Below are 26849 nucleotides of genomic sequence, written 5' to 3'. Positions count from 1 at the left end.
TCCAAGGAAATGTGCCCGCACCGGAGACGGTGGCGGGCCTTTTTGTGGGTTTCACGAAAAATGAAGGTATTTTGGTCCTCGTGCCAGAGAAATATCCCCTGCCGGGTCCTTCCGCGCTCAAAAAAGCTATACGGTGGCCTGAGGCCCGGCTTATGAGAGGATTTTGTTTTTTCATATAACCTTTTGTTTTTGTTTTGTTTTTGCTAAGTCCGGGGGCAGGCATATGGGTGCGGAAACAGTTGTCACCTTAGGAGAACTGGTTTCGATCCCAGGGATGCCATCCGAACCGACGATGCGAAAGATCATCGATCAACATTCAGATTTTCCGCTAATCGCACGGGGGAAAAACGGGCAGGGTTATGAAATCCCCTTGGAGCGGGCAGTGGCATGGTGGAAGGGCCACCGGGCCCGAGAAGAAGACGAGGCCCGGCGCCGGGGCAACGATATTCGCCAGATGGGTTTGGCGCTGTTGGGTGAGGATGCCGCAGTAGCGCAAGGTCTGAACGGATTAACTCCTGCAGAGCAAAAGGCAGCGCTTGAAGCGGAAATTGCGGCGATCAAGTTGGGCCAGCTGCGTGGAGATTTCGTTCGCGCTGCCGACATCGAATCCGAAGTGGGGCAAATCTTCGTGTGGTTTCAGCAATCGATGGTTGGGCTTCCTGACCGGCTTTCAAAGCAGATGGATATGAGCCGGGAACAGCGCGACGTTCTGTCATCTGCCTGCAGCGATCTGTTGAATGACTTGGCAGACCGGTTGGAGGATTTGAGGCATGAGGGATCTGCGCCAAATTCAACAGATCCGTCCATTCAGAAAAGCACGCACAATCTTATCGGAAGCGGCCCATCTCCTGCGTCCGGTCAAGCCTCTATCGGTGCCGAAATGGGCGGAGCGCTATCGCAAGCTTAAAAACCCAAAGGGCGGGTATTCTGGTCCTTGGCGGCATGATATCGCTCCGCATCTGATCGAACCTATGAATGCGTTGTCGGACCCATCGGTGTCACTCGTCGGCCTTCAGGGCCCAGCGCAGTCCGGAAAATCCGATATCGGCTTGAACTGGTGGGGTGCGACCATTCACCAGCAGCCGACCGATTTTATGATTTGTCAGCCTGATAAGGCGATGATGCAGGATTTTGTTGTGCGGCGATTGGAGCCGTTGATTGATCAGCATAGGGTGCTCAAGGAAAAGATGCTGCCGGGTGGGTCCAGTGATAATATTTTTCTGAAGCGCTTCAGAGGTATGCTCAGTACTCATATTTGGCCAGTTGGAGCACAATTCCGCGCTCGACCGGTTCCATGGGGATGGCTGGACGATTACGATGATTTCCCTGAAGACATTGATGGTCAGGGTTCCGCGCTATCACTTTTAGAAGGACGCCAGACAACCTTCGAAGGGGCCGAAAAGACCTATGTGTCCTCGTCACCGTCGCGTGACGGCGGCGGCGGGATTGAGGCAATCTGCGAGGCGGGATCTAATGAGCGCTTCTATTGGCGCTGCCCTCAATGCAACGAATATTTTTCGCCAGAGTTCGATAAGCATCTCCGGTTTGACACTAAAGGAAGCGCGGATGACGCCGAACGTACGGCGCATCTGACCTGCCCGCACAATGGCTGTATTATTGATCCCGTGCACAAAAGACAGATGCTCTTATCGGCCCTTGATCTGCCTCATAATGGCTGGCTGCAGCCTCATCAAAAACCTTTTGATGACAGCAGGGTAGAGGGCGACTGGATTTCAGTGCGTTGGCGAACCTTTCGTGTTGATGGTCTTATGGGGTTCACCAGCTGGCCGAAACTGGCGCGGGCTTGGCGCTTGGCTCAGATTACATTGGAGATGCGGCAGGACGAAAGTGAATTGCGTGCCTTTTGGAACGTGAAGGGTGGCAAGAATTACAGGTCGATGCTGACGGCTGAAAAGCCTGTGGATATTAATGTTCTGATGGCACGTCGCGAAAGCTGGCAGATGCAGACCGTGCCTGCTGGTGTTCGGGTTTTGACGGCGGCGGTGGATATCCAGGCTAATCGCTTTGAAGTCATGGTGGTTGGCTGGGGCGACGGGCTGGAATGCTGGCCTATTGATCGGTTCGATATACATCTGTTGGAAGACAGATCGACATTGGTGGAACCAGCCAGATATCCTGAACATTGGCTGACTTTGATCAACCAGGTGGTCATGCGACGCTATCCAAGCGCGGTTGATCCATCGCAGTCCGTGCCCATCCTTACTACCGCAATTGATACAGGTGGTGAGGATGGAGTGAAGGACAATGCTGTGAAATTCTGGCATGCAGCGAGACTGGCAGGTGTGCATGCCCATCGCATCACCCTCGTGAAGGGTGGGAGCAATCCGAAAGGAAAGCTGCTTCCAGCTCCCAGCTTTCTGGACGTAAAGTCCCGTGGCGGACCGGAAAAAGCAGGGCCTCGATTGTGGGTTCCGAATGTGAACGCCATGAAATCGATCGTCGACGCTCGTCTGAGGCGTGAAAAACCCGGCCCAGGCTATATCCATTGGCCCGCCAACTGGCGTGAGGAATGGTTTGATGAATTGACGGCGGAAGAATTGCGCCGAGGAAAATGGATCAAAATCCGCTCTCGAAACGAAACGCTCGATTTGATGGTTTACAATTATACTGCCCTTATGCGCGCACCCTTTGCCGGAACGCGCGCTAATATGGGGTGGGTGCCAGCCGCCTTTAGAGCGCCGATCGAAGTGACGGATAATCCGCCCAATGCGTCAGCAGCGGCACTCAAGCTTGAAGACTATCAATCCATGCCAGCCAAGGCTAACGGCGAGCGAGAACAGGTGAACCCCGAGCCATCAGCGACGGGTGAGTCTGTTGTCCGTGAATCGCGGCACACCCAAGCGGGAAGTGGCGGATGGATTGGAACAACCGGCCAGTGGCTTTAGGAGTAAATCATGGCATTTTCGCAAACTGATATTGATCGGATTGATGAGGCCATAGCGAGTGGCACCATTGAGGTGCGCTATCCTGATGGCAGCGTGATCCGCTATCGATCCTTGTCGGAGATGCGAGCGATCCGTGCGGATATGGAAGAGAGTCTCGCCGGGCGGCCTAAATCCCGCGTTACAGTTGCGGGGTTCTGACGGATGCAGTGGATGGATCGCCTTATCGCCAGTATAGATCCCGTGCGCGGCGCGCGGCGCTTGGCGGCAAGGCGGGCTGTGGAACTGCACAGCCGGGCCTATGATGCAGCGCGGCGCGATCACCGCACGATGAGCTGGCGCACCACGGGGGCATCGGCAGATTCCGAGATCGCCATGAGTGGGGATATCGTCCGGGATCGGGCGCGGGATCTCGTGCGCAATAACGGCTATGCCCGCAAGGCTTTGGCTACCCTGTCTGATCATATTATTGGTACAGGAATTATGGTGTCTGCGCGCGGGTCATCCGCAGCGCACCGATTGCGCATTGCGCGTGCCTTCCAGGATTGGTCGAGTGAAGCAGATTGGGATGGTGATCTGGATTTTTATGGAATCCAGAAATTGGCTTTGCGGTTCATGCTTGAAAGCGGTGAAGTGCTGATCCGGCTGCGCCGTCAGGAATTTGATTCCAGGACACATGTGGTGCCCTTGAAACTGCAGGTGCTTGAGGCGGATTTTATTGATAGCACCCTTAACCGCACTTTGGCTGGTGGTGGGGAAATCGACCGTGGCATCGAATATGATGGGCTAGGTCGGAAAGTGGCATATTGGATTTTGCCGGTCCATCCCGGTGAAATGACCCGCTTTGTTCGCAAAAGAGAAGGCCCAAGCCGGGTGCCAGCCGATGAAATCATTCATCTGTATGAAAAGCATCGGCCCGGGCAGGCACGGGGAATATCGATTTTTGCACCGGTGATTATGGCAGCACGAGATCTGGATCAATATTTTGAGGCGGAGCTTGTTCGTAAAAAAATTGAAGCCTGTCTCGCGGGTTTCATCGTGTCACCCAATCAGGATTTCCCCATCGATGCGGATGCCGGTAAAAACCCGCAGTCCGGCGCGGGACGGCTGGCAGAGAAATTTGAACCGGGCATGTTGATGCGCCTGCGCGAAGGTGAGGATATACGTATCGCCGCACCGGCGGGAACATCAGGTATTGCGCAGTTCGCAGAAGTCTATTTGCGGGAAATGGCTTGCGGCGTGGGCATCATGTATGAGCAGCTCACCGGTGATTTCAGCCATGTCAATTACAGCAGCTTTCGCGCCGGGCATCATGGGTTTCGCCGCAATGTAGAGAGCATTCAGGATCTGAATATCAAGCCACGGCTTCTGCTGCGCATCATGCGCCGGTGGCATGAAGCCGCCCTTGCTGCCGGGCTGATTAGCAACGCAGATTTTGTTTGGCATTTCACGCCACCACCATTTCTGTCGGTTGATCCCGAAAAAGATGCGAAAGCCGATTTGGCGGATCTGCGGATGGGTAAAAAGACCCTGTCTCAGATCGTGGAAGGTCGTGGTGTCGATTATCTGGATCATCTGCAACAGGTATCCGACGACATGGCAGCTGCGGACGCAGTTTTGCCATCCGGCTCCCTGTTCGATGGTGACCCCCGCAAACAACTGAGAGGGCAGAGAAATGCTGCAAAAGACGACGACGCGTCCGCCGAAAGCTGAGGATGAGAGGCGGCTTACGACCCCTGTGATCCAGCGCATGGCCGATGTTGCTCCGGCAACATTTAACGATGAGGATCTAAGCTTTGATGTGGTGTGGACCACAGGGGCCACGGTCCGCCGTTTCGATTGGTATCACGACGAATATGTGGATGAAACGCTGTCAACGGATCCGGCACATGTTCGGCTGGGTCGCTTAAACGGTGGCGCGCCGCTTTTGAACACTCATGCTCATTATGACCTAGCCAATGTGATTGGCTCGATCGTGCCGGGAAGTGTGGAACTTGGGGATGCGGGGGGGACCGCACGGGTGCGGCTTGCTGATACTGAAGATGTCGCCATCATCGCAGCCAAGGTTAAAGCCGGGCATATTCGCAATATCTCTGTGGGCTATGTGGTGCACAGATTTCAGGAAATCGTCGTTCCGGGAGAGCGGCGCTCCCTACTGGCTGTCGATTGGGAGCCATGGGAGATTTCCCTTGTACCAATACCCGCTGACCCGGGTGCACAGATTCGCGATAATAGCGCGAACTCGCAGGCGGTGCCCTGCACCATAATCAGTCGATCCACTGAACAATCTCAGACACATAAGGATGATATCGCCATGCCGAATAATTATGGGCACACCGGCCCCGAATCCGACCAGATGCGCGCTACCGATGCGCCAGCTTCTGTCTCTACATCCATTCCGGATATGGGGCGGCGATCGCAGGAAAACCAACTGACAGAGCAGACAGAAATGGCTGCATCTTGCGTCACAGTCGCGGCGATCCGCGCTGCTTGCCGTAATGCCGGTTTGACTGCCGACAATGCCATGGACATCATCGAACGCCACGAAAATACGGCGCTGGACCACACTGCTCTGATGGCGGAAATCGGGCGTCGGTTTGCTGAGCGGGATACACCGGCGCAGACCGTCAGTCGTGTCTCAGTGACTCGCGATGAAGCGGTAACCCGGCGGTCGGCTATGACCGATGCCATCCTGTGTCGGATGGCGCCAGCATCGAATACGATCACCGATGCGGCGCGGGATTATCGCGGTATGAGTCTGATGCGGTTGGCCGAGGAAACGCTTTTGCGAGAGAATGTCCGGGTGCGCGGAATGTCACCGGTGGAATTGGCCGAGCGCGCATTGCACAGCTCTAGCGACTTTCCCAATATTCTCTCGAATGTTTTGAACAAGCGGTTGCGTCAGGCTTATGAAGAAAGCCAGCCCAGCTATCGCCTATGGGCGCGGCGTGCCCCCAATGCGCCGGATTTCAAGCCCATCGACGTTGTCCAGATGTCGGCCATGCCCGATCTTCTACGCACAAATGAGGCGGGAGAATTCAAATATGGAACGGCATCGGATGGGAAGATCAGCTACTCGGTATTGACCTATGGACGTATTCTCGGCGTGACGCGCCAGACATTGGTCAATGATGATTTGCGGGCCCTTGATCGCCTGACCACCGGCTATGCTGCCGCTGCCGCACGGCTTGAAAATCGCACAGTCTACGCGCAGTTGGCGGGAAGCGGCACCTATGGCGGTGGTGACCTGTTTACCACCCAGAATGGCAATCTGGCTGAATCCGGAACCACGATCAATGCCACAACACTGGGCGCGGGCCGCGCTGCTTTGCGAAAACAAAAGGGTCTTCAAAAAGAAGAGCTCAATATCGCACCGCGCTATCTTATTGTGCCAACGGATCTGGAACAATTGTCCTACCAGTTTACCAGTACACAGTTCGTTCCGGCCAAAGCTACGGATGTTAACGAATTTCGCGCTGGTGGGCGTACGGCACTGGAACCGATCGTTGAAGCAGTGCTGGATGGTCATTCGGATAAAGCCTGGTATTTGGCAGCCGATTCAGCGCAGGTGGATACGATCGAATATGCCTATCTGGATGGCGCTGAAGGGGTGCAATTGTCCAGCCGTATTGGGTTCAATGTGGATGGCGTGGAGTTCAAGGCATCGCTTGATTTTGCTGCCGCTGCCATTGATCACCGAGGGTTCTGGAAAAATCCCGGAGCCTGATGAGGGCATCTCTTTCACCGTGACGGGCAGCCAATGGCTGCTTTTTTTATATCCAAATTTGGAGAGGCTTAATGAAAAATTTTGTGCAGCATGGCGCCACTGTGACGGTGACCGCGCCGGAGGATGTTCTGTCGGGAGATGGGGTCTTGGTGGGGAGCCTGTTCGGCGTTTCCGCGAGCGACGCCACGGCGGGTGCCGAGGTTGAGGTGGTAACGCAAGGGGTTTTCGATATCACCAAATCCACCAGTGCGTTTACGCAAGGGCAGAAGGTTTATTGGGCGGCGGCCAGCAAGAACGTCACTGGCACTGCTAGCGGAAATATCCTGATCGGGGTCGCGGTTGCGGCTGCGGCGAGCGGCGATGCCACAGCCCGCGTGCGGCTCAACGGGTCGTTCTGAATAATGGGGTACGGGCTTGACAGGCTTCGGTCAGTGCTCTTCCGCTCGCCCAGATCGGAGCCTGTCACCCATGAGCGAGAAGGTGAAGCGATCCGAGCCTTCCGCGCCGTCCGCATTTTTCGGGATCTGCCCGATCTGGGCCATAGCGGCATTAGTCGGTCTGTTATCTTCATGGTGCGGTCCGATGATCTACCCTTGGCCTTTGAGGGGGACATTCTAACGGATGAAGCTGGTGATGCCTGGTATGTAAAATCCGTGGACCGGCGCACCGATCTTAATGAAGTGCATCTGCTGGTGGAGGTGTCTGGTGACTGAACTGGCTGTTCGTGAACGGTTGCTTGTTTCAGTAACAGACCTTCTATCGGCGCTGCCTCTCGTGGCTTTAGTAGAGCGGGCAAGAGATTCCGATGTGTCGGATAGCCTGCTGCCTGCTTTGCTGATCGACGATCAGGGGCAGGCGGTGCTATCGGAAACTGCGGCGTTTGTGCGTTACCAGATGCGGATGACGGTCACCATCATCGCAAAAGCATCATCGGGCGCTGCCTTATCCAGTTTATTGAACGAGCTTTACGCTCAGACACTTACCGCGATCCACAGTGATCCGGTTCTGCAGCAAATGGCGCTGATCAATGAGGGCGATCTTTCGGAACAGCGGGTCGTGCGTGATGCTTCCAGACGGATCGGAGAAATGAGCTTCGATCTTCTCATCACCTATGAGACTGCACCGGGAAACCCTCGCGTCGCTATCTGATCACATTTCAGAACAGAATCATTTAAGGAGAGACGCTATGGGCAAGCAGGTGCGCGTGCGCAACAGGCTGTTCTTGTTCAAACATCAGTCGGTGATCGGCGTTGATGCGGCACCCGCTGCCAGCACCGATGCCATTCCCATTGAGCAGGATGGCTTTTCCAAGACATCGGGCTTTCGTGTTGAAGACGTCACCGAAGTGACCGGGTCGCTTGATGCCGGGGAACCGCTGGTGGTGGGTGAGCCCGCAACGATCAGCTTCCGCACGCGTGTGCGTGGAGCAGGGACAACTTATACGGATATGATCAAGCCTGTTCTGGGCAGGCTTTTAGAGGTTTGCGGGTGGAAGGAAAAGTTCACCGAGGCCATTGCCAATGAAGCGCTGGTTTCAGGAACGGCCATCGATGCCACTTTGGGCGCGTCTTTTTCCGCGACGGCGCAGGCGTATCGCGGCATGCCGCTGATTTTATCTGGCACGGGGGTGGCAGGTCGAACCCCGATCATTCTTGATTACAGTGACGCAAAGGTTGCAACTCTATCGGAAAGCTTTTCACCGGCCCTTGGCACGTCGAACGGATCGAGCATCCCGGCCAATTATCGCTATAGCCCTTTTACCGACGACGATGCTGACCCTATGAAGATTGGGACGGCTTATGTATACGAGGATGGGCATCTATACAAATATCTGGATTGTCGCGGAGATTTCACGCTTGAAGTGACCAGCGGCGGTGTTGGCTTTTTCACCTTCACTTTGACTGGTGTTTTTGCAGGACGGTCAGAACCGGGTATGCCCAGTGATGCAGTGTTTGGCGGGGCACCTACGCCGTTTTTCCGTCAAGGCATCAACCCCAGCCCGGCGTTCCTGATCGATCGCGGACTTGCCGCTGTCAGTCGTGTCACGCTCACCGGCGGCAATACGGTGGCCAGCCCACCCGATCCAAACAGCCTTCAGGGTTTTGGCGCGGCCATCGTAAATGGCCGTGATGTGCGTCTGACCATCGATCCTCAGACCACCGATCTTGCGACCCGCGACACTCTGGCTGATCTGGAGTCCCAGCGTAAACAGCCGGTAGCGATCCAATGGGGTCTGATGGCGGGCAGTCGGATTTATCTGTCTATCCCTCAAGGGAAAATTGTCGGACGTGATGAATCTGAAAGCGATGGACTTCAGGCTGAACAACTGACCGTGGATGCCACGGGGACAGCCGGAGCAGCTGTCAATTTGACATTCGCCTGAAACTCTTACGGTTTTGATCCGGCTTTGATCGTTTTTAATTGAAGGAGCTATGATGATCCCCTCTCTATCAACCCATCTGGTGCGCTACACGCCGCCGCACCGGCAAGGCGGTGGTGGCGAAAAGCCTGCGACCGTGTATCTTTTGAAGCCCGCCGATGTGTTCGAGCGAGCGTTATATGAAAGTGATATGGATCGATTCGGGTGCCGGTTCCACTCTGATACGGAGCTGTTCGATGAGGCCCGTGCGGCTTTGAAGGCATCGGGCGGTGATGTGGCGCTATTGTTTGATCTTGTCGATCAAGTACAGATGGTCCCAGACTCGCTTGACGATAACCAGCGCCAGCGTTGGGATCGCCTTGAGCGGTCGTTGGTAGAGGACTGGCCAGCTTACCGTGAAATGGTGGCGATGCGCTCTCGCTATGTGCGATTGATGCCTTTATGCGCTGCGCGACGTTTTTTGAAGGGGTGGGAGAACGGCCCTTGTGAATTCCGCATGGGCGCGGATGGTATGGTGCCCAATGAAATGCTTAATCTGATCCCGCCAGCCGACCTTTTGGCTATCGGGACAGAACTGCGGCGCATGATGTATCTGAGGCCGGAAGAGGAAAAAAACTCATCCGCGCCGTCTTCGTCCGAACCCGACCGGCGCATTTTGTCGGAGGACGGAAAAGCGCAGGCGGCAAAGGCTGGGTCCTCGACACAGGGGCAGGTCAGGAAATCTTCGAAGAAAACCCGCGATTGACATTGCCTTTATGGACATGGCGGGTGATCGACTTGTGGTCGATGTGCCAATGTCATCAAATGTCTGCGCGCCTGCCCGCAGCCGGGGGGGTGGGCGATCAACCCGCCTGGTTGATGGATGCCTTTGTTTCTATCGGGCGCGCTTTCAAGGCTTTGTCATCAGCCAATGGCCGTCCATAAAATCTTGACGGGCGGCGGCGGCGTTTCTATCTATGGGAAGCAGACTGAAAGGATTTTTCGATGCTTCATCGTCGTCGTCGGCGCAGGCGGACTTTTCTGGAATCCTTGCTTCTTATTGCTACAGGGGCTGGTGCTGGGTCTTTTGCGGCCTATCTTCTGCTCATTTCCTGATCCGGTTGCGGGCCGGTCTGCCTGCTAAATCACATATTTGATTATCATCGGGACCAGCGGTGGGGAAACCCTCCGGGGATTTGCCTATGCGTGCAGCCCTGACAGTGCGCGCCGATCAAGCGCGCATTGATAGCCGATTGCGCCAAGAGCGTAGGCGTGTGCTTCGGTCCGTGCGCTTTGGACTCGATAGCGCCAGTCGGCGGTTGGAACAGGATCTGGAGCAGGCGACCAAGCGAGCCGTGCGGGGTAAATTGTGGCGGGCGTGGAGCCGTAAGCTGTTCCCCGAGCGCGGGCTTTCAAGCAATCCGGCAGCGCTGGTTTTTCCAAGGGGCGGTGAGCGTACACGATCCGCCATGCGCGCTTTTGCATTTGGAGCCACCATCCGATCTGCACGCGGTGGCTGGTTGGCTATTCCACTGCCCGCTGCGGGCCGATCCGGGCGAAAGCGTCCGACACCGGAAGAGTTTGAAAAGCGTATCGGTGCGCGGTTGGTTTTCGTGCCGTTAAAGAGTGGTTTGGCTTTGCTTGTGCGGCCAACCCTTCCCGGCCTGCGGCGCACGATCAACGGTCGCCCCGTGGCGTCGGATCCAGTTTTCGTTTTGGTTAGAAAAACAAGAATTCGGGCCGGATTTTCGATACCGGCGGCACTGTCGAAGGTGAACCGCCGTTTCTTACAGGCCTATAGCGACAGATACAGGACGTTGAAGGGAGGCGATGATGCAGCGCAATGATGTTGATATCCGTATCGCTGCCAGCGCTGATCTGAAAGCGTTTGATGATGCGATCGGGCAGATGAGGGGGGGGCTGCAAAGTCTCTCAAACCAAATTCCAGTGGTCGGCGGACTGCTGGGGGGTTTTTCCAGCACAGCTTTGGTGTCTGGAGCGGCCTTAGGGGGGCTGGCCCTATCCCTGCGCGGTGCCAGCCGCGCCGCGGAAGATGAGGCCGTCGCTTTCCGAGCGTTGGATGCGACATTGCGATCAACGGGAAATACCACGGGCCTGACACGAAAAGAGATGGATGGGCTGGCCACCAGCATCGAGCAAAATTCCCTGCAGACCCGCGAGCAGGCTTTGGGCGCCATATCGGTTCTATCCAGTTTCCGAGGTGTCGCGAGCGATACGTTTCGAGAGGTCATTACATTATCGGCAGATTTGAGCGCCTCATTTGGAGGCGATCTTCAAACCAATGCCAGGCGCGTTGGGCGGGCGCTTCAGGATATTGCGTCCGGTACCGTGACCGATCTACGTGACGGCATGGAATTTCTGGGCACAGCCACCATTCGCACGGTGACTGAACTGGCAAATGCAGGGGAAACGGCTGAAGCCACCCGCGTTTTGATGGATGATCTCAGGCGCGCGGTGGGGGGATCTGCAGGCGCTCAACAGCAGGGGCTGACCGGCGCTGTCAATGCGCTTGCAGATGAATGGGATCGGCTTTTAACGATCTTGGGGAATAAAATTCCGCAAGAAGCCGTGGCTGATCTTTCCTTGCTGGAACAAGCAGTATTGGTGTTTTCAGGCGGGGGCCTTCAGCGTGCGGCTGGCCTGTTTTTGGGCCGACTCAACGACGAAGCGGAACGTTCGGCCAGCCTTTTGGGGCAGGCGCAGGATGCTGCCAAAAAGATTTTTGAGCTTGAGCGGGAGAATGCCTCTCTTCGTGGGCCGGTTGGTGACGATGGTAATGCGAGAGTGCCGGATTTTAATCAGCGGATTATCTTGAGGAACAATCGAGAAATCGAGCTCGAAAAGCAGAAGATTCAAAGAATCCAGCAATTGCGGGGCGAGCAACTTCAATTTGATGAGGCTGATCGTTTTGAAGCTGAAAAAGCGGCGGCGTTGGATGCGCGCAAACTGGAGGTGGAGCGGACGTCGGCGGATGTGCGGTCAGCCATCGCCCAAGCCCGTAAAGAGGAAGCCGATGCAGCCTTGAAATCGGCTCAGCTGGAGCGGCGCATTAGCGATGATCTTGAATCTCAACTCACTATTATCAAGCTCAAACTCGCGGGTCGGGATGATGAAGCCGAGGTTATTAAGGCGCTGAACGATCTACGCGCGCGCGGTAAGGATATTGATGGCGAAGCGCTGTTTTTTCTGGAGGCGCAAACCCGTGAGGTGGTTCGCCAGCAGCAGCTTTTGACTGCTCGAAATAAAGAACAGGTCGCCGCACAACGCGCCCAGGAACAAGCCGCGCGGGCGGCTCAGACAGCCTCTAAGGAATTGGCGCGGCAACGCGAACAGGATTTTCGCGACCTGTCGCGCAATTTCTTCAATCTGTTTTCGGATCAGGGCACAAGCTTTTGGCAGGCATTCAAAGCGGCAGGATTGTCGGCTTTATCTGATCTGGCGGCCGCCGCCGTTCTTGGGGATGCGGTTGCAGGGCAGTCCGCTGCGCGGAGAAGCGGTCCGCTGGGCGGCGTGCTATCAGGTTTGCTGGGTGGGCGAGCACCAGCGGGTGCGCAGGCTTCAGCATCGCCTGTGCCTGCGGGCGTTTTTGCGCGGGGGGTACCAAATCTTCTGGCCGGGACGGTTCCCGGTGCTCTTCCAAATGTGTTCGATCCGGATGGAGCTGCAAAGGGGGTGTCGAAGGCCCTGACCGATGACGATTTTCTCGGCACGTTGGGCCGGTCTTTCAGCGATACCTTTAAAGGATCGTTTAAGGAATTTGGAACCCTTGCCACTGATGTCTTCGGAAGCCTGGGCCTTGATTTTGGCGATGCCACCAAGGGTATTTCGGAAACATTGGGGCAGGTTGGTGGTGGTGCGGCCACGGGTTTTGCGGCGGCGTCCGTTTTAAAGGGGCTTGGCATTGAAGGTAGCCAGACCGGTGGGGCCATTGGGGGGGGCATTGGCTCTTTCGTGCCGATCCCGGGTGCAGAGATTTTTGGTGGGCTGCTGGGCAGTGTGCTTGGCGGCTTGCTGAAATCAACACCGTTTGGCGTGGCGACAGTCAACTCTGAACAATTTGGGCGCTTTGGGATTGATAGTTTCGGGCGCGGCAGTGGGCGCGAGAATCAGGCCATCACCTTTGCCAATCAGACAATATCCACCATTGAGCAAATTGTTTCCGGGATTGGCGGCCAGATTGCATCCGGGATTAATCTTGGAACGATTGGCACGCGGGGCAAGAAATTCACGTTCGATCCGGCAGGGCAGGGGCGAACCAAGGGGGATGGTGTTTTCCAATTTGGCACGCAGGAAGAGGCTTTGGCCGCACAGCTGTCCACAGCACTCAGCCGCGGCATTGTTGATGGCGTGGGCGCGACAGCAGGCCGGATTTTGCGCTCGGCCACAGCGACGACGATTGAGCAAGTGATTGAGGATGCGGCAAAGCTGGAAAGTGTGCCGCGCCGTCTGAAGGCGCTGACCGATCCTTTGGGAGCGGCGCTGGATGATCTGAACCGAGAATTTACGGATCTGCAAAACACGTTTCTGGCGGTGGGTGCAAGCACGTCGGAATTGGCGGCGCTTGAAGAGTTGTTTGTTTTGGAACGTGAGCGAATCTTGAAAGATCAGGCCGACGCTCAAAGCCGGGTTCTACGGGATTTTCTCGAAACACTTCAAATCGGTGAAAGTTCACCGCTTTCCTTGCGGGATCAGCGGGCCTTGATTGCCCCGCAATTCGAGGCGTTTGAAGCCCAGATTGCCTCAGGCCAACAAGTTGATCAGGCTGAATTTACCCGCGTGGCCTCGCAGCTTCTTGATATCGAGCGGCAATTGTCAGGCTCAACGGCGGGGTTTTTCGCCCTCTTTGATGACGTGCGGGAATTGACGGAGATGGCCATTCAAAACAGCGAGCGGGGAGGGTCCGGGGTCGAGGATGTCGCTAATCCGTTCCCAGATATGGGGTTGGTTGAAGACGCTACCAGTGCCACGGCACGCGAAACTTCGGCTATGCGGGATTTGCTTGAGCGGGCCAATGATACTTTAGCCTCCATTAATCGGACGCTTGGCGGCGGTGCTTTGGCAAACACCATCGGTGTCGCCTTTCCGGACCGGGCGTTTGCACGATGACGGTGATCTGGGCTGAAGTTTTACCTATCGACCGGCTGACCGGCCTTGCGCGGACATTGCGGATCACCAGCCATAATGATCGCAGGATAACCAGCGCCGGGGGGGTGGTCTGGCGGCCTGCAGTGACCAGGCGCCCCGGTCTGACGCTGGATCTATTTGATGGCGCTTTTTCGGGCCAGATCAGCTCAGGCGCGGGGGAGATGGAACTATCACTTTCGGCCTTGGGGGATCTGCCGCCGTTGGCATGGGGTCGGCGGGCTTGCCGCATTTGGGCGGGCGAACCCGGCGATGACCCGACAGGACTGGATCCATGGTTTGTGGGGCTTGTCGATAGCGCGACCTTACGCGATGGCCGCCTGATTTTACGGTTGACGGTGGATGATGCTTGGATGGACAGACCGATCCTGCCTGATGATTATGCGGGCACTGGCGGTGCGGAGGGGGGCGCAGATCTGAGGGGAATAGCAAAGCCCTTGTCCATTGGCGCACCGCGCGGCGTGGAGCCGGTGGCTGTAGATATTGCCCGGTCTATTTTTCAGTATGATGCGTATGGCATGACCGGTGGCGTGGCGGCGGCATTCGAGCGGGCGGTAGCCTTTCCTGCGCCGGCGGCGACGTTTGGCAGTTACGACAGTTTGGCTCAGGCACTGGATAGCGGTGATATTCCTCCGGGATTCTACGCCGTGGTCCCTGCACAGGGCTTCATCGGCTTCGGCGCGCCGCCCTCTGGTGTTTTGACTTTGGACGTGGTGCCGCGTGTTGATCTGCGGACACCAGGCGAGGTTATGGCCGCGCTGGCCGGGCTTGCCGGTGCGTCAGACCGCGTTGATCTACCCTCCCTTGCGGCGCTGGATGCAGGCTTGGCGGCGCTCGATCCGCAGGCATCAATTGCTGTGTCGCTTTATCAACGTGACAAAATCCCGGCACGACAGCTTTTGCAGGAGATTGCTCAGAGCTGCAATGCCGCTGCGGGCGTGGATTGGCGCGGGAAGTTTATCGCTCCGCGCATTATTGGAGATTTATCACCCGACCTGATTTTACGGTCGGACGGTCGTGCCCGTCCTGCGGTTTTGGACATTGAAGAGCTGGATGTGGGTCCGCCTTTTTGGCGGCTGCAGATGGGGGCCGAGCGAAACTGGCGCGTTCATAGCTTTGATGAGGTGGCCTTTGCCACGCCGCTTGTTGATCGCGGCGATTTCAACATGGGTGAGACTTACCGTGAAGGCAATATCATCCGCGCTGGCGATGGTGCCCGTTATCTGTATATCAGTCCCACGCCGACGGCGGGAAACGCCCCGCCCGATGTCGCTTTCTGGGCAGTGTTTGAAGCTGCACCTGCATCCACAGGTACCATCGGGGCACCGCCCGGCACGCCCGTTGGCTCGACCCCTGCCGAAGATGTGGAGGCGCAGGCATCCACCGCCTTTATTAGCCTGGCCATTGATAATCCTGATTTTCGGCTGGGCCAGCGGGGGTGGGATGGGGCGACAGTCACCACAGGGGATGTTGCAAACAGCTTATCGGCGGCGGCGCATATCACCATCACCGATCCGGGGGAAACGCATAATAGCCGCATCAGCCCCGTGCAGCCGGGCAATCGGACCATTTTGGAGTGCTGGGCAAATAAAACCAATCTTCTAGGCGGCACCGCCCGGATCGGCATCCGCTATCGCGATGCTTTGGGCCAAATCATCGATACCATCACACAAGAGGTTTGATCATGTCTTTTCTGCACCCCGATATCCGGGATAACGGCCTTGCCAGCGTTGCTGGCTTGACGGGACTAGAACTGCACATCTTAGAGATCGCGCCAGCGGATCGAGATGAGACGATTGCAGGAAGCCTCGGAGAAAAAATCGGCCCGTCAGTGAGCGCCCCTGCAGATGGAACAGACGAAACTTCGAACGAGGATCGTTTGATCACCATCGGTCCCATCATGGATGGAGCCGTGACAGCAGATGGGACCGCTGCATTCTGGGCGCTGATTGATGATACAAAGCTGGTGGCATCAAATGCCCTATCGGCAGCACAGACCGTGACTGCGGGCAATGTATGGACATTATCAGCCTTGACCATTGAGGCCTTGCCGTCCGTTAGCGCGTAAAGGGATTTAACATGGCTTTAAAAACACTCACTTTTTCGGAAAGCACCGCAATCCCCAGACCCACTTCATGGGAAGATGGCAAGGCTATTCATGTCACCGGCTATGCGCCTGGGGGTAGCGGGGGCTGTGCTGGCGGGAAGCTGGCTCCTGCCGGTGGCGGTGGCGCAGGGGAATATTTTGAGGGTGTGCTGATCGTCGATGGCAGTCAACCCGATCTGACGATCACAATTCCAGAACCGGGCGCGGGCGTGACGGTAGAGGGACCGGGGGAGAAAGGTGGCGATCTTGTGATGTCCGGGGCGCTCTCCCTCACTCTCAAAGGTGGCGGGCGGGGAGCAGGTCCCGGCTCTCCTGACGGCGGAGAGGGTGGCAATGGGGGTGGCTCTGCGGATGATCCTCAACCCGCTCAACACGCTCTCATACTTGATACAGCCGATCCTGATCATTTGACGGTGATGCGCGCATTGCGCCTTGAAAGTCCGCAGGATTTTTCAACGGCAACCGAAGTTGCTTATTCGGGAATATTGGGCGGCGTTTTGACAAGCATCATCCATGTTCGCGCTGCGGGACCTTATTTGTTTGTGATGGGTATGCGACCAAACGGCGCGGGTGTGAGCCGCGCACATCTGCTGCGCTTCCCGCTCGCGGGAGTTAGTGACTTATCGGAGCTTGGCGCCCTCGATCAAGTTGCGGATGTGAGCGCGAAATTCACCGCTAACACAAACCCAGTCACTGGTTTCGATCTCTCACCTGATGGAACGCGCCTTTGGGTTGTTTACGATGGGGCGAGTTCAAACAATAATACCGTTCGTCAGTTTGATCTATCCGCGCCATGGGACATCGCGGGTGCGTGGAGCAATTTAGGCGGCGTGACGATTTTTGATAGCGTTTCGCTTCAACCGTCAAAAGTCATGATCTCAGACGACGGCCTGATCCTTTATCTGATGCAAAGCAGTACCCTTTGGGCACTATGGGATTTGCCGACGGCGTGGAACATCATAGGCATGACTCTGCGTCGAGATGTTAACACGGTGATCACTTCGTCCGTCGTGGGTGGAAATACTGTCGTCCACCCACAATTCACCCGCGACGGCACACACATCATCGGATGGCAAAGTGATGCGACCGCGAACACATGGATCGCTGAAGTCTACGCCCTTTCAACGCCTTGGGATGAGACAACACGAACCTTCGTGAACACCTTCACGCTGGACGCAAATATTTCTAACCAGTGGCCGGGTTTTCTTGGTTCGCCTGATCTCTCTGGGGATTTTTACTTCGGGTCGGCCGGGAATGTTGCAGGAGGTGTAGGCGCGGACTCTCTAGTCACAGACCTCAAGGTTTTCCGTATCCCTGCGCTTGATTTCCTTACCGAAACCGGGCCGATTACCAGTGCCGAAGAAGCGACTCTGGGCACCCCCTTTACTAACCTCGTCGCGGCAAAATACACAAAAGATGGCCGCCATATCTGGCTTTATGATGATACAAGCGATCGTCTGATTATTCTTGATCTAACAGTCCCTTTTAGACCCGATATGGTCAATAAAGTGACGGTTTCTGATTTTGAAGATTTTACGGGGACGGTTTTAAATCTGCGAGAAATCATCATCGGTGATGACGAAACAAGCGCTTTTCTGATCGCGGGGACAACCACACTTACAATTCACAAAATCATTTTGCTCAACGGGCCGAATGACGCGCGTCGCGTCAGCTTTTCAGCGACATCAACTCTGTCGGGATTTTCCAGCCTTATATCAGCGGGCATTCAAGTCAGCGATGAACGCTTCTTCATTGCGGATTGGAGCGCAACAGCTTTCTCGCGCATTCGTGAAGTCAATGGTCCTGTTGGTGGAACACTGGTTGTGAATGGCAGCACCGGCCAAAGAATTGATCTTGATCCAACATTTACAAGTGCATTCGAGTCAACAGGTCTCGCCCTATCGGAAGATGGCACATTTCTCCATGTGTTAATCAGCACCACGAACAGCATCAGAACCTATCGCCTCAATACGCCGAACACGCTTGTTGGTGGGGCTGTGCTCGTCCGCGACGACCCTCTTCCAGACCTTCTTTTAGGCGCGACCTCGCTCGATCTCTCGGATGTGATCTTATCATCCGGGATTGCCGCTGGTGGCGGTGCGGGTGCCGGTTCAAAGGGTGGCGACGGCGTGAGCAGTCCTACCGGCTTCAGTCGTGCTGGGGGTCCGGGCACGCAACATGCAGGGGGTGATGCTCGTGGTCCCAACAGTCTTCAAGCAGGACATGGCGGCATCGGCAAAAACGGCTGTGCGGGCGGGGGTGGTGCCATCACAGCCAATGGCACAAAAGGGCGAGGACAAGACGGTGGCACAGACGGGAGCACATCCGGCATCAGTGCAGACGCCGTTCGTGGCAGTGGCTCTGGCGCAGGGTTCTTAGGGTCCGGCAAGGGTGGATCGGGTAAACTCACACTCTTGTTTGACGAGTGATCCTATTGTGCTGACGCAAGCCCAATTTTTTCTATTCGGATTGGCTGGTGGGAAGGTCGCCCTTTCTCCTGAGGGGATTGTCTTTGCACCACGGCTCTCGCGCCCCGCATCCGGGCAGGTCCATGTTCTTAATGGCCATCCCCTTGTTTTAGCCACGCAGATCGGCACAGGATCACTGGCAGGTCGCCATGATCTGGCCGCCAACAGGATGACTGCGGGGTGGCAGTTGGCGCGGCCGTTTTTAGGCCAGACCATCGTCAACGCGCTTGCCCCTGATGCCCTTGCTTATCCTGTGGTCATCAGCGAACCCGCACTTGCGCAAATACATGATCTAGCCGGTGCGGGTGTTACCGCTCCTTATCGTATAGCTCAGCCTGATTTTGTGCAGGTGCAGGCACTGGCCCCGATGGGTCTCGTTTATGGATATAGCCTGGGCGGGGCGCTTGCGGATGCCTTTTTCCCGGCTGAGCGCTATGAGCCTGTGCGCTTGCTGGCCACAGCCCCTGCGGGCGCTGCCACGGCTCAGGTTGTCATTATCGCGGAGGAGGGTATTGAAGGTGCTTTAAGGCTCGATAGCTTTCGGTCAGATGTTGCTATTCGCAATGAAGATGTAGACATTCTGGGAACGACGAACGTCGAACTTATCTTCGATGATATTGCTCTCGTTGCGGATGGCATCGTACAGTTGTCTAATGCCGTATCGATCCAGAATGGCCAAATTACAGCCCTGTCTAACGCGAACATCGGCATAAATTCCCAAATCAACGATCTCCAGAATAACGTTTCTGGGCTCTCGACAGGGCAGATTAATCTTCAATCTCAGGTCACGTCCCAAGGGGGTCAAATTACAGCGCTATCGGAGGCTGATATCATAACATCAGCCCAGATTAACAATCTCCAAAACAGTGTTTCTGGGCTTGGTAATGCCCAACTAAGCCTTCAGTCTCAGGTGAGCGCACAGGGTGACGATTTAGATATTTTATCTGACGCCCAATTAAGCACCGCTGCTCAACTCACCACTCTAAGCGGAACGGTCGTTGCGCAGGGGTCGTCACAGATTATGCAACAAACGGCTATTACGGTGATCGATGGTCGCGTTACGAAGGTCGAAACGGGTATCGGACTCCGTATAAACCAAGACGGCAGAGTTATCGGACGCATCGACCTAACCGGAACCAACGGGACGGCTAATCTCGACTTTGAAGCCACTACAATTCGCTTTTTCGACGGCACAAGTGCCAAACCCATTATGCAGGTGGAGAATGGCAAACTGGAGGTTTGCGGCGAGCTTGTCGTTACAAACAGCATTCGATCCGGCGCTGTGACAATCACCGCAGAACGAGACAGCACTTCAGCCATTAGCCTCGTTTCCGGTGGGTTCGGGACGTGGACGAGCGTTCCGGGGCTTTCCGCCAGTGTGCAGAGCGATTCAGGAGATGTGGTCGAGATCAGCACGACCCTTACCCCTTGGGCCAATAATGCCGGTGGCAGCGCCTGGCTGATCGCGGCACGGCTTTTGCGCGATGGCGTGCCGATCGCAAACAGCGGTGTGCTGATGGAATGGGATAGCATCGCGAGCGGCACCATCAGTATCGCGACCCCTTTTCAAGCCCGCTATGGAGGCACAGGCGGCAATAATGTGTTGAGCGTGCAGGTGCGCGTATCAGCGGCAAGCTCCGGCAACGCATCGATGCCACCAGCGCTGGAGATCAGAAGAGGACGTATGGAAGTGAGGAGATTAAGGAGATGATCATGAAAGATGCACATTTACACCGACTTGGAACCGCCTTCATTGGCGGTTTTTTTGTGGCCGGATCGGCGCTTTTGCTTCTGGCCTCGGCTCCGTTCGCGGTCTTGGGCGTTGTCCTTATTGGCTTGGGGGCAGCCTCGCTTGGGATTTTGCGAGAACTGACAGAAGAGCAGGCGAAACAGGGCGGGCGCGGGGTCAGCAAAGAAATGATCCGACGTTTCAATTGGCGGGGTGATATCCGCGAATGGCTGGAAGGCGGCTTTGTTCTGGTTTTGGCGTTGGTAATTTTACGCGGGCTGATCATCTGATGCCCGCCAGTCCGGATCGGGCCGCTTTTGCAACCCGCGACATGCGGCTCGTCACACAGCAAATACCGGAAATCCGCGCCATACATCCAGATGCCCGCGATACTGCTGACCGCCCGCGGGTGAGCTTTTTTGATGATCTGGCTCAGGCGCAGGCGGTGAATGCCGAGCGGGCCGCATTGTTGATGGCGCTGCCTCAGAGGTTGTCTGTGTCAGTTTCCGGTGCCCTGATCGATCTGCCTAAACCAACTAAAGCGCCTGGCGCCCGCCTGAGTGATGCTGAGCTGCATCTGGTGGATGTGGATTTCATTGTTTCCAGAATGGCCGTTGATCTCGAAGCGGGAACAACGGCGCTGGAATTGTTTCGAGGGCAGGTTTGATGGCGCATGCTTTTCTCGTTGAACCCTATCCGATTGTTGCAGCTTTTGCTGATGGATCGGCAGCGGGGACGGAGCCGCAGGCAATCAATGACGATATGATCGGTGTTGTCCATCGCGGCGTTACGGCCCCTCTTGGTTGGGTTGAAGTGGATCTGGGGGATGTGCGTTCTGTGGATTTTGCATCTTTTCTCAGCACAGAGGGACAGGCAGCAAGCCAAAGGGTGCGGGGCGCGTCTTCCCGCGCAGGCCTGACCGTTTCCCCTGGTTTTGACTCCGGCCTGGTAAATTTTTCTGCAGGCAGATCGGGGGCTTTTGGGGCGGTCCATAGCTGGTGGCGTGCTGATGACACTCAGCCTTACCGTTGGTGGCGGTTTGATTTTTCTGGCCTATCTCAGCCTTTTGCAGCTGGCCGTTTGGTGATCGGGCGCAGGCTCGCCTTCAAACGCAATTTCAATTTTGGGATGGCACCCGGGATCCGGGACCTTGGCCGGGCCAGCATCACGACATTCGGCACGCTCGACCGGCGCATCGGCGCGCGGCTGCGGACCTTGGAGATTGCCTGGTCAAATATTTCGCAAATGGATGTGCAGGAATCCCTGATGCCTGTTTTGGAAAGACTTGGTCAAACGGGGAGCGTGCTGGTGGTGACGGACCCGCTGGAGGACCAGAACCTTGCTCGGCGCATGTTCTGGGGATTTTTGGATGAAGATATCGAAATCCCGCAGCGGCATTACGACCGGTGGGAATGGCGCACACGTCTTTTGAGCATGATCTGAAATATTTGGGGATCAGTGATGACCGATATCCATGAGACAGGCGTGCCGCATGGCCGCGTGACCAAGATTGAATCGACCGTGGCCAGTCTCGTGACAGACATCAAGCATGTGACCGACGCTGTGTCCTCCCTCGCTGAAACGGTGGGGCGCTCCAGTTTGTCTACGAAAGAGTCGATCGATCGTATCGCCGCCGAAAACCGCAGCGATATGGAAAGGCTGCGTGATCGGGTGGCGGCCCGCGAGAGGCCGCAATGGCAGGTTTTGATTGCTGCTGTCGGCCTGATGATGGCCATGGGATCCGCAGCATTGTGGCCGGTCTGGCAGGCCGGGGTGCGTGCCGAGAAGCGACTGGACGATATCGATAAATGGCGGCTGGAAGATAGTTACGCCAATGGCAGGCGGGATGAGCGCCTTGATGCAATGAACAGGGAGAAGACGTTATGAGCCTTGACGAAATTATTGATCGGATCATCGATCGGGAAGGCGGCTTCGTGAATGACCCGCTTGATCATGGTGGGGCGACCAATATGGGCATAACCATGCGCACTTTGGCACATGCGCGCGGCGTGGATGCCGTAACGGAAAGTGATGTGCGTGCGCTGAAGCGCGAGGAAGCGCGGGCGATCTACCAAAAAAACTACATTGAAAGTCCCGGCTTTGACCGCTTGCCCCCCGGGCTGCAGGAGCCGGTGGTGGATATGGGGGTGTTGTTTGGCCCGCATCGTGCCGCCAAAGCGCTGCAAGCCGCTCTGGGTCTGGCGGGCTATAGGCTGGCTGGTGATGGAATCATCGGCCCGCAAACCGTGGCGGCGGTGAGGGACGCGAATGTTCATACCATAAAAGATTTTTTGATGATCGAGCGCCTGGCGCTGCATGTGGAGCGCATTCGTCAAAAGCCTGATCAGGTGCGGTTCGCCTATGGCTGGGTAAAACGGACTTTGGCTATGGGCGGGTACGGTGAGCGGTGATGGTGTGATTCATTTTCAGGACGGAGAGAGGCGATGGGATTTCCATTGATCGGAGATATTGCCGGTGCCATCGATGGCATTCTGGACAAGTTCATTGTGGACAAAGATCAGAAACTGAAGGCGAAAACGCAGGTTCTTGATCATCTGCTGGCTCTTAATGTGGGCCAGATCGATGTCAATAAAGCCGAAGCCGCGCATAAGTCGATTTTCGTAGCCGGATGGCGCCCCTTTATCGGCTGGGTGTGTGGCGTGGCATTGGCATGGGAATTCATCGGGCAGCCGGTTGGCAACTGGGCATTGATCCTTTGGGGCCTTGAACTGACCTATAGCCTCCCGGATATCGCAAGCAATCGGCTGATGGAGCTGGTGCTTGCCATGCTGGGGATGGCAGGGCTGAGGACATACGAAAAACGCGCCGGCGTGTGCAGGGATAAATAAACAAACCCCCTTGATTCCAGCCTTTTAAGAAACAGAATTTCCCTTGCGACCGAGCGGGGGGACGTGGCGCGCCAACGCCACGAACCGGGCGTGGTGTCGCCCATGGCCATAATCGGCCGTCTTACGGCCATCCCCGCGCCAGGGCCACTGGCGGGGTGTGTGTATCAATGGATTGAATATGGAGTCCAGTTATTCTCATGTGCGGCCAATCTCGCCCCTTGCCGGTTATGTCGGTGGCAAGCGTGCGTTGGCATCTACTCTGGTGGATATGATCGATTCAATCGATCATAAAACTTATGCTGAACCATTTGTTGGCATGGGTGGCGTATTTCTGCGTCGCACCCTCCGACCGCGAGTAGAAATAATCAACGATCTCAGTGGCGATATTGCGACCCTGTTTCGGGTGTTGCAAAGGCACTATGCGGCTTTTCTTGATATGATGCGTTTTTATCTGACGACGCGAGCCGAGTTTGATCGCCTGTGCAAAGTTGACCCGGAGACACTGACAGATTTGGAACGGGCTGCACGGTTTTTATATCTGCAACGGACAAGCTATGGTGGAAAGGTGACTGGCCGTACTTTTGGTGTTGATGCATCTTCGCCAAGTGCTTTCAACATGTACAGACTCGGACCTATCATGGAAGCTTTGCACGAAAGGCTATCGGGTGTTGTGATTGAGCGATTGCCATATGATCAGCTTCTATCCCGATATGATGCGGATGAGACGCTCTTTTTCCTCGACCCACCCTATTACGGGTCCGAAGATTATTACGGGAAGGATTTGTTCTTGAAGGCTGACTTTTTACTCCTTGCAGATTGCTTGAAAAATCTGAAGGGAGGGTTTCTACTGACCATCAATGATTGTGTGGAAACGCGGGCGGCCTTTGCAGGATGGCCGGTGAAGGAGGTTAGTTTGAATTATAGCCTTGGCCGATCATCCGGATGTTCCGCACGAGAAATCATTATTGCCAGCGATCAACACTTTCTGTCTGGCAAACAAAACAGGCTGATTTGAGAGCAAGAAGTGGGACACTCCCTTGTGAAAACCAAAGGAAACTGGTGGGGCAAGAAGTTGTCCCACCAGCATCTAACATAATGAAATATAATAATAAGTTCGTCCCGCCCCTGGGCACCACTTCTTTTTTGATCCCTTATATTTCAATGTCTTAGGCGGTGGTTTTGTCCCACCTGATGATCATTATGATCTGAATCCAATGCAGTTTATCTGCACAGGAAGGATCAGCCTTCCAATTTTCTCATTTACATTATTGCGTTGAAAAAGAGTCGGTTTCTTCGCACTGTCAAGCAATTCTCCATAAAATTCAGACAGGCTTTGCAGAAAAATATGGAAACGCGATTCCAGTTTCGCTACATGTAGCTTAGTGAGGTGTTATGACGCGACCGGATCATCTTCCTGAGTTTACGAACCCGCCTTTGAACGAGGTGGTATTGGGGGTGCAGTTTGCACCCGTGCCCGGTTATAAACCCGTTCATGCGGCAAAGATTTGGGGTCTGTTTGAAAGAGAGTTTCCTGAAGTGCAGGAAAAGTCTTTGCTTGACTCACAATATGAAACTTTTGGCGGTGCCAATGTTCAATCTGGACCAAAGATATCCTTTGGTGAACCGCCTTTGGGGAGCAGGCTGTGGTTCTTGTCCAAAGATGGCAATAACCTGCTCCAATTTCAGCCTAACAGGTTCATTGCAAACTGGCGCAAGCAGGCAGAAAATTCCCCGCCCTATCCTCGCTTCGAAGGAATCGCTGAAGGCTTTGAGAACAATCTGGCAAAGCTTGCCAGCCATTTTGCGGCGGATTTTGGCTATGATCTGGATATTGATCAGGCCAAAATTACCTATGTGAATATCATTCCTGTCGATCATTTCTCGGAAATTGGTGAATGGCTGCGTATCTTGAACGGTTGTTTGTTTGACATCGAGGGCGTGAATGCCGGTTTTAGTGAGGTGATCAAGGATGGTGCGGATACGCCCTTCGCGCGGTTAAGGCATGAGATAGACTCCATCTATTCGGCAGATGGCAAACATAAAGCATTCAGATTGAATTTAGCTTTTATGGGAAAACCGGCGGGAAATAATATTGCGTCTGCCATGGCATTTCTTGCCGCCGGACGGCAGGCCATCGTGACCCGCTTTTGCGACATAACGACGGAAAAAGCGCATAAATTCTGGGAGAAGCAAAAATGAATGCCTTGGCGCAATTCAGCACAGCCTTTCAGACGGATTTTTCAAATTACGCGTCTCATGCTGATAATATTTCGTCTCTTCCTTCCAGTGGAACTCAACTGCGTGTCCCCTCCCACAATTCTTTATGGGTAAGGGAACTGGGGAGCCGTTTGAATGAGCTGACCTCCCTGCCTAGAGGATGGGATGGCTATGAGGGACTCCCGGTTTCGTTCCGTTGTGCAGATTTTGCTGCTAATTTGATTGAGCGCCTTTATGTGGATGGTGTTGACGCGCCTCAGCTTGTTCCCGGTGCCGATGGAACGGTGCAGATCGAGTGGCACATGAATCATCTGGATATCGAAATCGATATTCTTGCCCCCTATAAGGTGATGGCCACCCGTTATGATCATCTGACTGGCGCAGAAGAAGAATTGGAGCTTGGGACTGATTTCACCCGATTGGCAATTTGGGTGGCGATGCTTGGAGATGATCGCTCAGCATTGCGGGCTGCAGCGAACTGATGTCGTCGGTCGTGGCGCCGCATGATGCGATAGAAATTCAAGCAGATCATAAGATCATTCGTCGTATCAATCCAAAACAGCACATAGTTTTCGATAAAAATCGGGGCTATAACCGCATATCATCGAAGGCATTCAAACCATCCTCTGGTCCGAATGGGGGCATGTCGGTCGATTTAGAGGCGCGGATACGTGCAGAAGGCCACGATCCCAAAATATATGTGACGACACCCGTTTTCACGGGTTCAGTCTTTTTCAAAGCTTGTGACGTGCGGGCTTTGGCATTGTGGATTGGATATGATCCGCTTCCCGACAATCCTTCTCATGGCGAGGTGTGGGGGAGTCCTCGCCCCAACCGCTTTAGACGCGACCAAGTCAGTGGCCTGCAGCAGACTGCAAAATGGTATGTGTCCCTTCAGGATGTAGAAATCAGATAGCTTTTTGGTAGCCCACGTCTTTTCTTAATAAAGGGAAAGGGATATCTGAGATTTTAAATTTGATGATCCCACCCTGAACCCCGGAGCATGAAGGCCCAAGGTTCAAGGCTTTGGGGCGATAGCTTTAAACTCAGGCCCTTAGCTTCAGGCGTCCTGTGCTTTGCTGCGCTTTTTGGCTTCCTGCCGCCGGGCATGAAGAACAGGCTCGGTATAGCCAGCGGGTTGGGCGCGGCCCTTGAAAATCAGATCACAGGCGGCTTGAAAGGCAATGGAGCCCTCAAAATCCGGGGCCATGGGTTGATAAGCCGGATCGCTCGCATTCTGGCGATCCACAAGGGCGGCTACCCGCTCCAGTGTTTTGCGTAATTGCGCCGCATCGCAGACCCCATGATGCAGCCAATTGGCCAGATG

Annotated in this window: 26 protein-coding genes and 1 pseudogene; 26 read left to right on the top strand and 1 reads right to left on the bottom strand. The window is 55.3% G+C overall.

Annotated elements, in window-relative coordinates; translation table 11 throughout:
* Positions 1–223: 223 nt before the first annotated feature.
* The 26 genes from AQ1_RS15430 (at position 224) to AQ1_RS05595 (ending at position 26438) form a co-directional block, all read left to right on the top strand.
* Positions 224–907: a hypothetical protein gene (locus tag AQ1_RS15430; RefSeq protein ID WP_313980664.1), complete on the top strand. Its 684-nt coding sequence runs from the start codon at positions 224–226 to the stop codon at positions 905–907.
* The gene (locus tag AQ1_RS05725; RefSeq protein ID WP_313980779.1) at positions 873–2906 is read left to right on the top strand and encodes a terminase gpA endonuclease subunit; all 2034 of its coding nucleotides are present in this window, start codon (positions 873–875) and stop codon (positions 2904–2906) included. The genes AQ1_RS15430 and AQ1_RS05725 overlap by 35 nt, the downstream gene beginning before the upstream one ends.
* 9 nt (positions 2907–2915) lie before the next feature.
* Positions 2916–3104, top strand: coding sequence for a phage head-tail joining protein (locus tag AQ1_RS05720; RefSeq protein ID WP_042085189.1), 189 nt, complete (start codon positions 2916–2918; stop codon positions 3102–3104).
* A gap of 3 nt (positions 3105–3107) precedes the next feature.
* Positions 3108–4616, top strand: a complete 1509-nt coding sequence (locus AQ1_RS05715) for a phage portal protein (protein ID WP_042085187.1) — start codon at positions 3108–3110, stop codon at positions 4614–4616.
* Complete coding sequence (locus AQ1_RS05710; protein ID WP_042085184.1) at positions 4579–6630, top strand: prohead protease/major capsid protein fusion protein; 2052 nt, start codon at positions 4579–4581, stop codon at positions 6628–6630. The genes AQ1_RS05715 and AQ1_RS05710 overlap by 38 nt, the downstream gene beginning before the upstream one ends.
* A gap of 71 nt (positions 6631–6701) precedes the next feature.
* On the top strand, positions 6702–7028 hold the full coding sequence (locus AQ1_RS05705; RefSeq protein ID WP_042085183.1) for a DUF2190 family protein: 327 nt from the start codon (positions 6702–6704) through the stop codon (positions 7026–7028).
* A 33-nt stretch (positions 7029–7061) separates the two neighbouring features.
* Positions 7062–7343, top strand: coding sequence for a hypothetical protein (locus AQ1_RS05700; RefSeq protein ID WP_042085180.1), 282 nt, complete (start codon positions 7062–7064; stop codon positions 7341–7343).
* On the top strand, positions 7336–7779 hold the full coding sequence (locus tag AQ1_RS05695; RefSeq protein WP_042085179.1) for a hypothetical protein: 444 nt from the start codon (positions 7336–7338) through the stop codon (positions 7777–7779). Before AQ1_RS05700 ends, AQ1_RS05695 begins: the two co-directional genes overlap by 8 nt.
* A 37-nt stretch (positions 7780–7816) precedes the next feature.
* On the top strand, positions 7817–9013 hold the full coding sequence (locus AQ1_RS05690; protein WP_052371020.1) for a hypothetical protein: 1197 nt from the start codon (positions 7817–7819) through the stop codon (positions 9011–9013).
* Positions 9014–9062: 49 nt separating this feature from the next.
* Positions 9063–9755 carry a hypothetical protein gene (locus AQ1_RS05685; RefSeq protein ID WP_042085178.1) on the top strand — a complete coding sequence of 231 codons (693 nt, stop codon included), beginning with the start codon at positions 9063–9065 and terminating at the stop codon, positions 9753–9755.
* A 436-nt stretch (positions 9756–10191) separates the two neighbouring features.
* The gene (locus AQ1_RS05670; RefSeq protein ID WP_150007070.1) at positions 10192–10836 is read left to right on the top strand and encodes a DUF6441 family protein; all 645 of its coding nucleotides are present in this window, start codon (positions 10192–10194) and stop codon (positions 10834–10836) included.
* The gene (locus AQ1_RS05665) at positions 10820–14116 is read left to right on the top strand and encodes a phage tail tape measure protein (protein ID WP_152550392.1); all 3297 of its coding nucleotides are present in this window, start codon (positions 10820–10822) and stop codon (positions 14114–14116) included. Before AQ1_RS05670 ends, AQ1_RS05665 begins: the two co-directional genes overlap by 17 nt.
* Positions 14113–15834, top strand: coding sequence for a hypothetical protein (locus AQ1_RS05660; protein ID WP_042085170.1), 1722 nt, complete (start codon positions 14113–14115; stop codon positions 15832–15834). The genes AQ1_RS05665 and AQ1_RS05660 overlap by 4 nt, the downstream gene beginning before the upstream one ends.
* 2 nt (positions 15835–15836) lie before the next feature.
* Positions 15837–16220 (top strand): hypothetical protein, encoded by a 384-nt coding sequence (locus AQ1_RS05655; RefSeq protein ID WP_042085168.1) that lies wholly within the window; start codon positions 15837–15839, stop codon positions 16218–16220.
* Positions 16221–16231: 11 nt separating this feature from the next.
* Complete coding sequence (locus tag AQ1_RS05650; RefSeq protein WP_042085166.1) at positions 16232–18688, top strand: glycine-rich domain-containing protein; 2457 nt, start codon at positions 16232–16234, stop codon at positions 18686–18688.
* Positions 18689–18695: 7 nt separating this feature from the next.
* On the top strand, positions 18696–20438 hold the full coding sequence (locus AQ1_RS05645) for a hypothetical protein (protein ID WP_150007074.1): 1743 nt from the start codon (positions 18696–18698) through the stop codon (positions 20436–20438).
* 2 nt (positions 20439–20440) lie between these two features.
* Positions 20441–20746 (top strand): hypothetical protein, encoded by a 306-nt coding sequence (locus AQ1_RS05640; RefSeq protein ID WP_150007075.1) that lies wholly within the window; start codon positions 20441–20443, stop codon positions 20744–20746.
* Positions 20746–21123, top strand: a complete 378-nt coding sequence (locus tag AQ1_RS05635) for a hypothetical protein (RefSeq protein ID WP_042085160.1) — start codon at positions 20746–20748, stop codon at positions 21121–21123. The genes AQ1_RS05640 and AQ1_RS05635 overlap by 1 nt, the downstream gene beginning before the upstream one ends.
* Positions 21123–21899: a hypothetical protein gene (locus AQ1_RS05630; RefSeq protein WP_042085158.1), complete on the top strand. Its 777-nt coding sequence runs from the start codon at positions 21123–21125 to the stop codon at positions 21897–21899. Before AQ1_RS05635 ends, AQ1_RS05630 begins: the two co-directional genes overlap by 1 nt.
* Before the next feature lie 18 nt (positions 21900–21917).
* On the top strand, positions 21918–22343 hold the full coding sequence (locus AQ1_RS05625) for a hypothetical protein (RefSeq protein ID WP_042085156.1): 426 nt from the start codon (positions 21918–21920) through the stop codon (positions 22341–22343).
* On the top strand, positions 22340–22867 hold the full coding sequence (locus AQ1_RS05620) for a glycoside hydrolase family 108 protein (RefSeq protein ID WP_042085155.1): 528 nt from the start codon (positions 22340–22342) through the stop codon (positions 22865–22867). The genes AQ1_RS05625 and AQ1_RS05620 overlap by 4 nt, the downstream gene beginning before the upstream one ends.
* 33 nt (positions 22868–22900) lie before the next feature.
* Positions 22901–23305: a 3TM-type holin gene (locus AQ1_RS05615; protein WP_042085153.1), complete on the top strand. Its 405-nt coding sequence runs from the start codon at positions 22901–22903 to the stop codon at positions 23303–23305.
* Positions 23306–23483: 178 nt separating this feature from the next.
* Positions 23484–24320 carry a DNA adenine methylase gene (locus AQ1_RS05610; RefSeq protein ID WP_042085151.1) on the top strand — a complete coding sequence of 279 codons (837 nt, stop codon included), beginning with the start codon at positions 23484–23486 and terminating at the stop codon, positions 24318–24320.
* Between the two features lie 377 nt (positions 24321–24697).
* Entirely contained in the window at positions 24698–25504 is an 807-nt protein-coding gene (locus AQ1_RS05605; protein ID WP_081837109.1) for a TIGR04255 family protein, read from the top strand.
* The gene (locus AQ1_RS15085) at positions 25501–26004 is read left to right on the top strand and encodes a hypothetical protein (protein ID WP_150007076.1); all 504 of its coding nucleotides are present in this window, start codon (positions 25501–25503) and stop codon (positions 26002–26004) included. The genes AQ1_RS05605 and AQ1_RS15085 overlap by 4 nt, the downstream gene beginning before the upstream one ends.
* Positions 26004–26438 carry a hypothetical protein gene (locus AQ1_RS05595; protein ID WP_042085142.1) on the top strand — a complete coding sequence of 145 codons (435 nt, stop codon included), beginning with the start codon at positions 26004–26006 and terminating at the stop codon, positions 26436–26438. Before AQ1_RS15085 ends, AQ1_RS05595 begins: the two co-directional genes overlap by 1 nt.
* A 144-nt stretch (positions 26439–26582) precedes the next feature.
* Here the strand turns inward: AQ1_RS05595 and AQ1_RS05590 are convergent.
* Positions 26583–26849 (bottom strand): annotated as a pseudogene (locus AQ1_RS05590) (malate synthase G); the annotation flags it as partial.

The organism is Iodidimonas nitroreducens, assembly GCA_000710935.1.
GTDB classification, from domain to species: Bacteria; Pseudomonadota; Alphaproteobacteria; order Sphingomonadales; family Rhodothalassiaceae; genus Iodidimonas; species Iodidimonas nitroreducens.
This window is presented reverse-complemented; position numbering and strand designations above follow the sequence as displayed.